Origin of the sequence: Paenibacillus sp. FSL H7-0350 (assembly GCF_038593195.1) — a bacterium.
In the GTDB taxonomy this organism is placed as follows: Bacteria; Bacillota; Bacilli; order Paenibacillales; family Paenibacillaceae; genus Paenibacillus_AQ.
Genome location: NZ_CP151972.1, coordinates 5,181,144 through 5,194,452, shown reverse-complemented (window position 1 = coordinate 5,194,452; position 13,309 = coordinate 5,181,144). Strand labels below are relative to the sequence as shown.

Annotated in this window: 7 protein-coding genes, 1 rRNA gene and 3 riboswitches; all 8 genes read right to left on the bottom strand. The window is 50.6% G+C overall.

Features of this window, described 5'->3' with window-relative positions; translation table 11 throughout:
- Positions 1-175 precede the first annotated feature (175 nt).
- Positions 176-1,736 (bottom strand): 16S ribosomal RNA (locus tag NYE24_RS23685).
- A 367-nt stretch (positions 1,737-2,103) separates the two neighbouring features.
- Entirely contained in the window at positions 2,104-2,913 is an 810-nt protein-coding gene (locus tag NYE24_RS23680) for a transglutaminase-like domain-containing protein (RefSeq protein ID WP_036696894.1), read from the bottom strand.
- Positions 2,914-2,926: 13 nt separating this feature from the next.
- Positions 2,927-3,008: riboswitch (cyclic di-GMP riboswitch) on the bottom strand.
- A gap of 73 nt (positions 3,009-3,081) precedes the next feature.
- Positions 3,082-3,163: riboswitch (cyclic di-GMP riboswitch) on the bottom strand.
- A 126-nt stretch (positions 3,164-3,289) separates the two neighbouring features.
- Complete coding sequence (locus tag NYE24_RS23675) at positions 3,290-3,943, bottom strand: class D sortase (RefSeq protein WP_036696896.1); 654 nt, start codon at positions 3,941-3,943, stop codon at positions 3,290-3,292.
- Between the two features lie 66 nt (positions 3,944-4,009).
- The gene (locus tag NYE24_RS23670) at positions 4,010-4,414 is read right to left on the bottom strand and encodes a GtrA family protein (protein ID WP_036696898.1); all 405 of its coding nucleotides are present in this window, start codon (positions 4,412-4,414) and stop codon (positions 4,010-4,012) included.
- Positions 4,404-5,381, bottom strand: a complete 978-nt coding sequence (locus NYE24_RS23665) for a glycosyltransferase family 2 protein (protein WP_036696899.1) — start codon at positions 5,379-5,381, stop codon at positions 4,404-4,406. The genes NYE24_RS23670 and NYE24_RS23665 overlap by 11 nt, the downstream gene beginning before the upstream one ends.
- Positions 5,382-5,477: 96 nt before the next feature.
- Complete coding sequence (locus tag NYE24_RS23660) at positions 5,478-9,317, bottom strand: glycosyltransferase family 39 protein (protein ID WP_342476802.1); 3,840 nt, start codon at positions 9,315-9,317, stop codon at positions 5,478-5,480.
- Positions 9,314-11,290 (bottom strand): hypothetical protein, encoded by a 1,977-nt coding sequence (locus tag NYE24_RS23655; protein ID WP_342476801.1) that lies wholly within the window; start codon positions 11,288-11,290, stop codon positions 9,314-9,316. The genes NYE24_RS23660 and NYE24_RS23655 overlap by 4 nt, the downstream gene beginning before the upstream one ends.
- A 180-nt stretch (positions 11,291-11,470) precedes the next feature.
- Positions 11,471-12,871, bottom strand: a complete 1,401-nt coding sequence (locus NYE24_RS23650) for an NCS2 family permease (RefSeq protein WP_036696901.1) — start codon at positions 12,869-12,871, stop codon at positions 11,471-11,473.
- A 128-nt stretch (positions 12,872-12,999) separates the two neighbouring features.
- Positions 13,000-13,099, bottom strand: a riboswitch (purine riboswitch).
- Positions 13,100-13,309 lie beyond the last annotated feature (210 nt).

The window sequence follows — 13,309 nt, the reverse complement described above, 5'->3', positions numbered from 1 at the left end:
AAAAGATGTTCTAAAACGCAAATTCGTTTCGGTATCCAGTTTTCAAGGATCAAGGTAAAGATGAGAGCTTAAACTCTCAAAACTGACCAACGAGTGAGTAACAGGCCTAAACCTGATTGGTGGAAGCAAAGCTTCCGATTTGAATGTCTTCATTGCAGAAGACGATTCTCCATAGAAAGGAGGTGATCCAGCCGCACCTTCCGATACGGCTACCTTGTTACGACTTCACCCCAATCATCTACCCCACCTTCGGCGGCTGGCTCCCTTGCGGGTTACCCCACCGACTTCGGGTGTTGTAAACTCTCGTGGTGTGACGGGCGGTGTGTACAAGACCCGGGAACGTATTCACCGCGGCATGCTGATCCGCGATTACTAGCAATTCCGACTTCATGCAGGCGAGTTGCAGCCTGCAATCCGAACTGAGACCGGCTTTGCTGGGATTGGCTCCACCTCGCGGCTTCGCTTCCCGTTGTACCGGCCATTGTAGTACGTGTGTAGCCCAGGTCATAAGGGGCATGATGATTTGACGTCATCCCCACCTTCCTCCGGTTTGTCACCGGCAGTCACTCTAGAGTGCCCAGCTTAACCTGCTGGCAACTAAAGTCAAGGGTTGCGCTCGTTGCGGGACTTAACCCAACATCTCACGACACGAGCTGACGACAACCATGCACCACCTGTCTCAACTTTCCCCGAAGGGCACCTGATGCATCTCTGCTTCGTTAGTTGGATGTCAAGACCTGGTAAGGTTCTTCGCGTTGCTTCGAATTAAACCACATACTCCACTGCTTGTGCGGGTCCCCGTCAATTCCTTTGAGTTTCAGTCTTGCGACCGTACTCCCCAGGCGGAGTGCTTACTGTGTTAACTTCGGCACCAAGGGTATCGAAACCCCTAACACCTAGCACTCATCGTTTACGGCGTGGACTACCAGGGTATCTAATCCTGTTTGCTCCCCACGCTTTCGCGCCTCAGCGTCAGTTACAGCCCAGAAAGTCGCCTTCGCCACTGGTGTTCCTCCACATATCTACGCATTTCACCGCTACACGTGGAATTCCACTTTCCTCTTCTGTACTCAAGTCACCCAGTTTCCAGTGCGACCTCAGGTTGAGCCCAAGGTTTAAACACCAGACTTAAATAACCGCCTGCGCGCGCTTTACGCCCAATAATTCCGGACAACGCTTGCCCCCTACGTATTACCGCGGCTGCTGGCACGTAGTTAGCCGGGGCTTTCTTCTCAGGTACCGTCACTCCGGCAGCAGTTACTCTACCGGACGTTCTTCCCTGGCAACAGAGCTTTACGATCCGAAAACCTTCATCACTCACGCGGCGTTGCTCCGTCAGGCTTGCGCCCATTGCGGAAGATTCCCTACTGCTGCCTCCCGTAGGAGTCTGGGCCGTGTCTCAGTCCCAGTGTGGCCGTTCACCCTCTCAGGTCGGCTACGCATCGTCGCCTTGGTGGGCCATTACCCCACCAACTAGCTAATGCGCCGCAGGCCCATCCCCAAGCAGCAGATTGCTCCGCCTTTCATTCTCTCCTCAGGAGAAAAAAGAAATTATCCGGTATTAGCTACCGTTTCCGGTAGTTATCCCAGGCTTGAGGGCAGGTTGCCTACGTGTTACTCACCCGTCCGCCGCTAAGTCTGAAAGGAAGCAAGCTTCCTTTCAGACTCCGCTCGACTTGCATGTATTAGGCACGCCGCCAGCGTTCGTCCTGAGCCAGGATCAAACTCTCCAAATTGGTATTTAGAAAGAGCGATTGCTCATTTTGAAACATCTGACGAGAATTTACATTCTCTAATTTGGATCTCACCGAAGCGATCTCCAGATACTCACTCGTTGTTCAGTTTTCAAAGATCAAGCTCGTTGTCAGCGCCGCTTACCGCGTCACCAGCAACTCTTATAATATATCACGTTCATCCGAGCAATGCAAGCTTTATTTTTGAAATTACTTATTTAAGTAATCTCTCATTTCCTTTGCCGCTCCAACAACGCTTACTTATAATAACCTATCCTTCTATTAAAAAGCAACCTTTATATAAATAAAAATAACCCGCTTAATGATTAAGCGGGTTATTCTCAGGTAATGCTATAGTTCACAGCTATTCTTAGTAGAATTTCGCTGCAGTGTATTTGCTTGCTGCTTTGACCAGTTCTGTTGATACTGTGTTCTTGCCCAGACCTGCATCGACTGTAGTATCAATCGTTACCCATTTGCCGTTCAGGAACACTTCGTTCCAGGCATGGTATGAAGTTACATAGCTTGTATTTCCCATAACCAATTTGGTTGGAATACCTTCACTGCGGAGCATAGTAGCGAACAAGGATGCGTAATCGTAGCAGATCCCTTTGTTGGTAGCCAGCGTGTTATCGTTGTTCGGAATATAATCTGTGCTTACGCTGTTAGCCAGAGAGTAGTCATATTTCACGTTAGCTACGATGTAATTGTAGATAGCCTTAACTTTGTCTGCATCTGTGGTCAGACCCTTTGTAAGCTGGGCTGCCTTTTGAACGGATTTATCGGAAGAACTCCACTTAACATTCTGCACAGAGCTCAAATATACGGCATTCACATTGCTCATTGAAAGAGAGACAGTCTCGGAAGATAGTACTTTGTATTTGTTGCCCGTAGTATTCTCAAGAACGGATACCTTGTAAGAGCCGTTTCCTTGTTGCAGCGGGAACGTCTCGTTCGGCTTGGAGGTGTATAAGTTGTAAGTATAGCTGTTATTGTCCTTGGTAATCATGAGCTTCATCTTCTTGTCCTTAGGAACATCGTACGAAACCCCGATAACCCCTTGATCAAGTTGTCCAACATTTAACCAGCTTGAATCTGCATTAGCAGCTTGAGCAGTGCCTGTCTGCACGGAAGTGACGATTACAAAAAGTGTAATTAGCATTAAATAAAACTTTTTCATGGATAAAACCCCTTTCGGTAGCTGGCTGCCATCCATGACGGGAAGGCCCTTTAGCTTTGCGTCCCTACCTTTCGATAGGTTTGCCGTTATCGTATAAGCTTTATCTGTCTAATCTACTACCACATAATGACAGATTCTGAATTAAAACAAACAAAAAAAGCCTCTTCATTCGGTAGCTGGCTGCCATCCATGACGGGAAGGCCCTCTAGCTTTGCGTCCCTACCTTTCGATAGGTTTGCCGTTATCGTGCATTAGCTTTTGATAGTTCTATTTTACCATACACATCTCTATTAGCAAGACCCAAATTGCTAGATTCCACCACAAATATACTAAAATTTTATGTTTTTTCGACCTTTATCGCCTTGTTCTGATAGATTCAGGTGAGCTTCGCATGAATGATGAGTCTGTGGGTCGGGTTGACAAGCGGATCACAGGTAATGAGGGTCAGAATCTTATCATTATCATTTCCCTTCAGTACCGAAATATCGGTAGGCTCTACAATAGATACATCATATACAACATACTTGTATTCCTGGCCGCTTGTAATAACAGTAATGGTGTCCCCATTACCGACCTCATCCAGTCTGTTGAACAGCCGCCCTGCCGTTCTTGAGCGGTGTGCCGCAATTGCTGCATTGCCTACCGCGCCAATCGGAGCTGTCTCCTTCATATGCGCCGCAGCATGCTTCATATTGGTCTTGGTGGCGCCCTCCAGAACAGGCAGCTTCAGATCGATTTTGTCGATTTCAATAATGGCAGTGATCTTCCCTCCAACTTCAATCTCGGGCGCTGCAGTGGGCACCGGCTCTTCCGCACCAGACTCTTCCGCGAGCAGCTGGGTGACTTCCGCATAAGGCTTGCTCAGATCCTGGCTGGCAGGAGCCGTAGCCGAAGGAACGATTTCACTATAAGCCTGTTCGGCCTCTTCCAGCAGCTTCTGCTGTTGACGGTCCTCGTACCATTCGCTTCCTTTGGGGTAGAGCATAATCAGGACCCCGGCAAGTATAATCAAATAGGATAACTTCCGCATGACAATCGCCTCCGCAATATAGAATAACTGCAGCCCCGCAGGATACGGGGAATATATACTGTCTCTTTAGAATACCCATTTCCGGCTTCCAAAGAAATTAATGATCACTGTTATGAAGGTAACCAGCACCTTGGCCAGTAGCACCTGTATCCCCAGCCGGTCAGTCAGAAGATGAATCAGCAGCACCGAAATGCCCAGTACCAGCAGATTCAGCACAATAAATCTCACCAGCTGCATCCGGTCAAAGCCGCCATTCCCGCCTCTGTCCCTTCCCTTAAAGGTCACCTTCTTATTCCAGAAAAAGCTGTTGGCCGTCCCGGCGCTGTAGGAAATAATCTGTGCGGGGGTGTTAAGCATCCCCAGGGAATGCAGCAGGGTAAATACCGCAAAATCTATGAATGTATTAAGCAGGCCCACCGCATTAAATTTCAGAAACTGGATCATGCCTGCGCGCCAAGCCTTATCTTGCATAATCGCTTTCCTTCCGGGTGTCTTCAGCCTCTGTCTCCGGGTAGCCTCTGGTCTCGCTTACGATATAGAGTGGTCTATCCTTCGATTCGTCATAGATCCGTCCGATGTATTCCCCAATGACGCCCAGCAGCATCAGCACAATGCCGTTAAACAGCAGGTTAACTCCCACAATGGATGCCCAGCCCGGCACGGTCCAGGAGGTGAAAACCTTCTGGAATAAAACCAGGAACAGGTAAATGAAGCTGGAGAAGGACAGGAAGAAGCCGACATAGGAGGCGATTTTGAGCGGCTTATGCGAGAAGGAGGTGATTCCGTCGAGCGCAAAGCGGATCATTTTTTTGAGCGGATATTTTGTCTCCCCGGCGAAGCGTTCCTCCCGCACATATTCCACCATGGTCTGCCGGAAGCCAACCCAGCTCACCAGCCCCCGCACATAACGGTTCTTCTCCTTCAGGCCGCGCAGCACATCGCAGACCTTACGGTCGATCAGCCGGAAGTCCCCGGTATCTGTGGGAATCTCCACACTGGTCATGCTGCTGAGCAGACGGTAAAAGATTTTGGCTGTCACCTTCTTGAAGAAGGTCTCTCCGTGGCGCTTCAGCCGCTTGGCATAGACTACCTCATAGCCTTCCTTCCACTTGGCGATCATCTGCAGGATGACCTCCGGCGGGTCCTGGAGATCTGCGTCAATCACCACAACAGCCTGACCTTCAGCATAATCCATGCCCGCTGTAATCGCCACCTGGTGGCCGAAGTTACGGGAGAAGTCAATCAGCTTGACATGCTCATCCGCATTACTGATTCCGCGTATAATCTCAGCCGTACGGTCCCGGCTGCCGTCATTGACGAACACGAGCTCATAGGTATCCCCGCACTCATCCATTACTTTTTTGAGCCGCTCGTAGGTTACCTGAATGACTTCCTCCTCATTATACATGGGGACAATTACACTATATCTGGCCTTCACAAGGGTTCCTCCTAAATTTATTGTAAGCCACAGCTTCCTTGATGCACCTCATCAACATCAGCTTTGAACAACTATACGGCTCTTACAGCTCCCCTCCTAGAATACCCAGGAAGGGAACCAGCGAAGTACTTGAATGATATAACTGCTGTTCACCTGCATGCCGGATAATACCGGATAGAACATTACAAACAGGATGGCGGCGGCCGCAACATAGGCGTACCGCAGGTATCTGGCACCCTGGAACCTGCTGTCAAGCAGCTTCAGGATGTACACAATGGATAGAATCATAAACGGCACCATCGCAAAGTAATGGTACAGGAACGTCTCACGCGGCACAAGCATCCAGGGAACATATTGTGAGAAGAAGCCGATCCAGATCATGTACAGGTTCTTGTCCCGGCGCTTCACAGTGAACCATACGGCAGCCAGCATCGCGAAGATTCCTGTCCACCAGATCAGCGGATTGCCCATCGTTACTATGCTGCTCGTCTTGCCTGCGGGTAAGCCTTCGCCGCCGCTGAAGAACCACACGGGACGCTTCATGAACGGCCACTCCCACCAGGAGGAGGCGAACGGATGTGTTGCTACAAGCTGGCTGTGATAGTTGTACATATTCTTCTGGGCATCAATCAGCCCCTTAACGGTGAAGCCCTCTGCCGACGCAGACAGTGAAGGAATGAAGGACAAACTATATACGATCCCTGGAATGACAATGAAGAATCCTATACAGCTAGCCAAGGTGATCACTGTATTCTTCCAGAAGGACTGATCTGCATTCCTGCAGGCGGCTTTGAGCTCCTGCCCGCTCAGCTTGCCTTCAGCCAATAGACGTCCGGCAGCCTTGTATTCCCTGTAGCGTTCAAAGAGTACCAGCGCAAGCATAATAGCAAGTCCCGCGCCGCCGTAAATCACGATCCACTTCGAAGCAACCCCGATGCCGAAGAACAGGCCGGACCAGAACAGCGGAACCAGTGTGGTCCGCAGCGGAACACGGTAGAAATTCATCGTGAAATACCGCTGCATGAAATAGAACATCAGCATAATGAAGAATACACCATATACATCGATGGTCGAAATCCGCGTCTGGGTGAAATGCATGAAGTCCAGTGCGAACAATCCTGTTGCCAGTGCAGCATAGGTAGTCTTACGGAACAACCGCATAGCCATAATATAGATCAGCGGCAGCATCGCAATCCCGAACAAGGTGCCTATGATCCGCCACCCGAACGGATTGACGCCGAACAGCTCCATTCCTATCCCGATCAGCAGCTTGCCAAGCGGCGGGTGCGTGTTCTCATAAGGCACAATATTATGATAATGCTCATAAGCCGTGCGGGCATGATAGATCTCATCAAAATACGTACTGTTCATGAAATTAGAGTTCTCCGGTATGACGGACTGCTCGTCGAACAGATTGGCCGGCGTTCCTCTTTTAGCTGCTGCTCCCGAATCAGGTGTTACGCTTGCTATGGTCAGAGGAACCTTCGGTGCCCCCTGCTCATAGAAGGCCATCTCATTGAGGGTGAAGCCTGGAGAAGTAACCGAGAGCTTGACATATCTTGCAGATACGTTAAGCGGCTGGCTTTTCCAGATGAAGACATTGCCGACATCCTCGCTTACCTCAAGCGGACTGCTCCAATTATCAGGGGTCTGGCTGAATTCCAGCTGAAACTTCCCTGTTCCGACACCGCCGAACACATTGACCCGCTCAAGCTGACGGGCCTGCCCCAGATCCACATAGAAGCTCTCGCCGCTGGCCGCCGGCTCCCACAGAGTCTCAGGCGCCTTGTTATCACCCAGATGATAGAGGGCAAGCGCTCCGTACAACGCGGTGATACCGAGCATCCAGACCCAGTCTCTGCGCTTCAGCTTCAGCGGAGAACGCCGCCCAGCAGGGGCAAGCGGCTTGATGCCTTCTGCAAGCAGCAGATCTGCTGCATAGGACTCCTTGGGAGTAACCGGTTCAGGCAAAAACTTCGCAGTTCGGCGGATATACACATCGTATCCAATATAGAGCAGATATATCGCAAGAATGATAGTGGTAATAGCTGTAACCAGAACAATACCGTCGGCCGGTGGATTTCCGCCGGTATTCAGGTACGCCAGTGTATAACCAACATTGATGTACTGGGTCAGGGAGAACCCGAGAAACAGGGTCAGGAACCGCCGGTCCCGGCTCTCTATGAAGGCGAATAAGGACAGGATCAATACCGGATACAAGTAACGCTCATGCATCTTGGTACCGAATACGAAGACAATCGTGATCAGCACCATAGCGATGAAGTAGGACTTGGAGAGATCCTTACGGTCCTTAGTATTGAAAGAATAATATGCAGCAAGTGCAACTGCCGCCAGGATGAAAATAAAGCCCCATATACGGTAAGGAATGCCGAGCCAGGTCACATCCAGCGCCGACCACATCGGGTCAGTCAAGGCATACAGATTGAACGCATTCACTGTGGAATACGGATAGGAGGACAGTGTACTTTTGTAGAGGTTAATCAAGCCCGCAAAACCGCCGTTATTCCAGAAAAACGGAGCTGCGAGGACAAGAAAGATCCCCAGTCCGTATAGGGCGCCCAGCGCAAGCTGCTTCCAGGCCCGGTGATGATAGAAGGCGAACAGCAGCACAGGTGTGAAAATCAGCGCCTGCGGCTTGATCAATGTAGCGACGGCAAAGAAGATCGCTGCACGTACAAAGCGCTTATCGACAACCCCTATTATACTGAGCAGCAGGAAGATGAGGAAAAACGAATCTGCCTGTCCCCAGGCTGCCGAATCCATCAGCACAGCTGGATTGAACAGAAACAGCATCATCAGCCCCATGGCCAGCCCGGAGCCAAGCCTGGTTCGCGCACTCTTATAGATCATCCAGCCAAGCACCAGATCAGAGAGAATCGCGGGCAGCTTGAAGAGAACCGTCTCGGCACCTGATCCGCCCGCAAAATTAAATAATCCGCGCAGCAGGCTAAGCAGGTATAGCACATATAAGTACCCCGGCGGGTAATCGGCGAAATAACCTTCCTCATAGAATTTGCCCGGTCCAAGGTCGGTCAGGCGCTGACCCCAGGCCATGAAGGTGTTCATATCATTCTTGTAGCCCTGTGCCGTAAGGCCGATCCAGATCCGCAGGATGAATGCCGCTCCAAACAAAACGTACAGCCAGCGGGTGTAGATTACATCCTCCTGTCTCAACAGACGCTCACTGCGGAAGGCTCTTGTGTACAAAAAAGCAAAGAACAGGCAGAATACTCCGGAAAGCAGCAGCAGCTTGGCCGGCGATACTTTATGCGGCACTTCCTCCGGCTTGCTTCCGCCATCCGCATCTGCCGGGGGAGCCTGGGCTCCGCTGTCCAGTGAGATTATATTCGATCCCTCCGGCACTGTATCCAGCTTCTCTACGGACAGATCATCGAAATAGGCCTTGCCCTGAACCAGATTGGCATAGCCGCCGAGCGCAGCGCCGATTCCGACCTCGGTCTGTTCCTTGCCGGTCTGGCCGATGAACTCCAGACGCTGCCATTCACCGCCGGTATCGCTGGTAGCGGGATAACCGCCCCCAATGCCTACCGGGAAGATGTTGGCCCCGATTCCCCCGCCTACGGTGCTGGCTATTTTGACATATCCAGAGATTCTGTAGTAGCTATCCGGCACAACGGTAACGGTCTGCACCCACTTCAGGTGATTGGGCTCCAGATTCTCAATCACCGCCGCTTTGCCGCCGGAATGAACCTCTTCGGACTGAACGGATATGGAGCCTGCCGCATCTCCGGCAATCCACATGTCCTTGCTCCAGCCTGCCGGTGCCCCCTCTTCCCCTTCTTCAAAGCCCGGGTTCTGCAATAAATTCCCTTCGGCATAAATACTTGTTGCAGGAAGAATAAATAAGAAGAGCATTAATATAACGGTTGCCGCTGCACGTACATTTTTGGTCATCGTTCTACCCTCACCTCGTCAATGTTAATCCAGCCATTACCGCCGGTTATGTATACTTCCGCCTGTATCCCCTGCTCCAGAGTGACCGCAGGAAGTGTGACCTGTTGATAGGCTTCCGCCGCAGGCAGCTCTGTCTCTGCAAGCACCTTACCGGCTGCCCGAATGCCGATCTTCCCGCCGCTGCCGCCGCTACTAGCCATAACGGTCAGTCTGTACTCACCGGCTGTTGCGGTAAAACTCTGCGAAACGATGGTCTCCGCTCCGGGATCAAGATATGCCAGCTTACTCCCGGCGAAGGGGTTGTTGCCAGCAACTCCCGTTCCCGCAGAAAAGGACCAGCCTGTTGTCCCTTCCTCAAATCCTCCGTTCACAAATTCACCTACAGCAGTCCTGGGTGTGTCTTGAGACCCGCCATTCTGTTCACTGGTGAGCAGTACGCTGTAGTTGGCAAAGCGCTTCACTGTAGATCCGGCACTTGCCGCAGGCGGCGCAGCAGTATTCGCATAGATATATGCGGCATTCGCAGGCACCCTGTTCAAATCATCAAACCTGTATCTTCCAAAGGAAGAAACCCGCTGAAAGGCTTCTCCTGGATTGGCATACTGAACGGACTTCAGGAAATCATGCGGATTGATCTGCTCATAGAACAGTACATAAATATAAGGCATATTCACCTGATTCGTAAGATAGACTTCACCGGTGCTATGTTCCGAAGCATACTCGACAGCCTCCCCCAAGGATTCGTAGAAGGCTGGACCGATTTGCTCAGGGAAATCGCGGAAATACGCATTGGAGAATAAAATAAACATCACGGCGAATCCGGCCGCGGCCAGGATGGCTACGCCCTTGACTCTGCCTGCCAGCCAGACGAATCCGGTGCTTACCAGCATAATGAACGGATAAAAAATAATATTAATCCGGTTAATATTCACAGTTGTAATCAGCGCCATAAGTACCGCCACCAAGAGCCAGAGCAGCAGGACTCCCCTACCAGCGCCCTCCTTCTCCCGCCGGCTTGTCCACCAGGAATGCAGGAGAACGACCAGGCCGAGCAGTGCAAAAGGCAACGCCAGCGGGTACGCATATCCGTAAGGAGAGATGGAGTTCCAGGCCAAGCCGTCGCTCCCGCTCCACATCAGCTTGCTGAAGGCACTAAGGTTATCCGTAGCCGCCTGCCACAGCCTTCCGCTGAATACGGACGAAATCTCCTCCACGCGCGGCGTCGTAAGCTTCGGAATCGTGAATAGCGGAGTAGCTATATCCTGCATGGCGTAGCGGTTAATGATAATAAATAGTAATATAGGCAGCGCCAGTGCCGCAAACCATACAGAATTCCAGGCCAAGGCACGGGGCCGCAGGACCTTGCTATATAATAGAAGAATTGCCGTACCGAGTGCAAATAGCGGAACGAAAAAGTACGCTGTTCCATAAGCATACAGCGAGAGGGCCAGCATGCCGGTAAAGGCATACAGCCATTTTGGATTCGTAAAGGCGCGCAGCAGAAAGTATACGGCTATCAAAATCATCGTAGGAAACAGATTCGATTCCAGCGCCCACCTGGACATCATAATATGCCACGGATTAATGGCGATAAAGAACATAGCAGCGGTCCCGGCCCCAGGCGAGGCCGACAGTCTTTTCATAATGAGATAGAACAACAGCATGCCCAGTAGTCCCATGATTAGGCTAAGCGCCCTTACAGACAACGGCGTTAGTCCGAACAACAGAATGAACGGCATGGACAAGTAGGCATAGAGCGCATTCTGCCCGCTGCCCCAGGCGATTAGATGAATCGGCAGATGAACACCATTCCGGTCCATCCCGTAATGCAGAATGGAGTAGGCATCATAGCCGATAGAGGCTTCGTCCTGATTCAGTCCTGGTGGAATAGAAGTTATGTATAGAATACGGACCATTGCCCCAAGCAGGAACAGCAGCACCGGCCAGGGCTGGCTACGGAGGGACTTGTACACTCGATTGAATACACCGGACACCATTTATCACCTCTTCAACAATATAATCTAAATATTGGTTGATGAAAAGGGTAAAACCCAGCTTCTCTCGGCGGCTTCCCCCTTTCAAGAGCAAAAAGAAAACGGCCTCTTCATATAATGAAGAGACCGCAGAATGGAAGTCAGAATCCGTGGAGCTTATTAGCCTTGGCTGCCGATCAGAACATAACGCAGAATAATCAGAATCGCCAGAACCCACATCATCCAGTGGATATCGTATTTCTTCTTGCCGGCGATATTCGCTACACAAGCCAGAATAACATAAGTAACAATCCCGAATGAGATCCCGTTAGCAATGTTATACGTAAACGGCATGATTACAAAGGTCAGGAAGGCCGGAATTGCCAGCACCATGTCCTGGAAGTCAATCTCACGGATCGATTGAGCCATGAGTACACCGACAATAATCAGCGCTGCCGCTGTGGCCGGACCAGGGATCAGAGCGACTACCGGAGCCAGGAACAAGGCAAGCAGGAAGCAGATCCCTGTAGTTACTGCAGTCAGACCCGTACGTCCGCCTTCAGCTACACCGGCTGCACTCTCGACATAAGCGGTAGTGGTGGAAGTCCCCAGCATCGCACCGCCCGCAACAGCTACTGCATCTACGAACATAGCATTGCCGACACGCTTTTTGCCCTCTTCAGGGTTCTTCATGATTCCGGCACGTTCAGCAGTACCTACCAGCGTACCGAAGGTATCGAACAGTTCCACGAAGGTAAAGGTGGCAATCGCCGATACGATACCGGTGTGCATAATGCCTTCCCAGTCGAATTCCCAGAAGTTAAGCTGTGTGAAGTCAGGAATCCAATGTGCTTGCGATTCATTAATTGTACTGAAATCTACAGCACCCATCAGGATAGCAGCGACGGTAGTACCGAGAATTCCGAACAGGATGGCGCCGCGAACGCGCAGTACCATTAAGATGGAGATCAGAAGCAGGCCGATAATGACGAGTTGAACATTCGTATCTTCTAGACTGCCCATATGAATTACCGTTTCAAAAGACAGTACATCTGTAAATTTGTTAGCAGCGATGTCTTTACCGGCTTCCACACCAATGGTCATCAGTCCGCTGTTCTTCAGGCCGATAATGGTGATGAACATCCCGATACCGACAGTGATCGCATGCTTCAGGCTGTCAGGAATGGCAGTGAGCAGAATTTGCCGGACCCGGGTAATGGTCAGGATGATGAAGATAATCCCGGAAATAAATACAGCGGTAAGACCCATTTGCCAGGTGAACTCATGTTCAGTGGTGGCAGAGGATAAGACTACGGAAGCGAAATATGCGTTAAGGCCCATACCAGGTGCCAGAGCGACCGGGAAGTTAATGAATAATCCCATAGCAATGGTGAAGATACCTGCTGCCAGCGCTGTAGCTAGGAAGACAGAATACCAGCCCATATCAATGCGGCCGAAGGCAGTCAGGGTGTTTGGATTAACCGACAGAATATAAGCCATTGCCATAAACGTGGTTATACCGGCCATGATCTCTGTACGTACTGTGGTGCCGTTCTCTTTCAGTTTGAAAAAGCGGTTCAAATGGTTCTCCCCCTAAGGTTGTATGTTGTGCCAATACAGCAACACAGGAAGCCGGCATCTGGGAAGACACCGGCCCGAAAAAAGAGATCGCTGCCCGGAATCCCGGACAATCGCCGGTCATCCCAGAACAAGCTGCTCTTCTTAATCGTAGCCAGGTCATTACGGTGACCTCGTAGAGACTTCCGGGCCGATCCCCGGAATTATACGAATATATTTGCTGTAGCGCTTTATCATTTTAGGGGGAGATGACATGCCTTGTCAATGGCAAATACGAACATTTCCCGTCAGGTTTGCACAAATGTTCGTAAATTGAACATTTTTATGACAAATCCCGCTTGGTTCAGGGAGAATCCCCCAAACATTGCAGTATAAATGCGGATAGAACCGCACTAAATTAATTATAATTAAACTCTACATGGATTCGCACGCCAAAATATG

Coding starts and splice junctions, on each gene's coding strand:
- NYE24_RS23680 (WP_036696894.1), bottom strand. CDS start 2,913: ATGAAAAAGTTTTATTTAATGCTAATTACACTTTTTGTAATCGTCACT.
- NYE24_RS23675 (WP_036696896.1), bottom strand. CDS start 3,943: ATGCGGAAGTTATCCTATTTGATTATACTTGCCGGGGTCCTGATTATG.
- NYE24_RS23670 (WP_036696898.1), bottom strand. CDS start 4,414: ATGCAAGATAAGGCTTGGCGCGCAGGCATGATCCAGTTTCTGAAATTT.
- NYE24_RS23660 (WP_342476802.1), bottom strand. CDS start 9,317: ATGACCAAAAATGTACGTGCAGCGGCAACCGTTATATTAATGCTCTTC.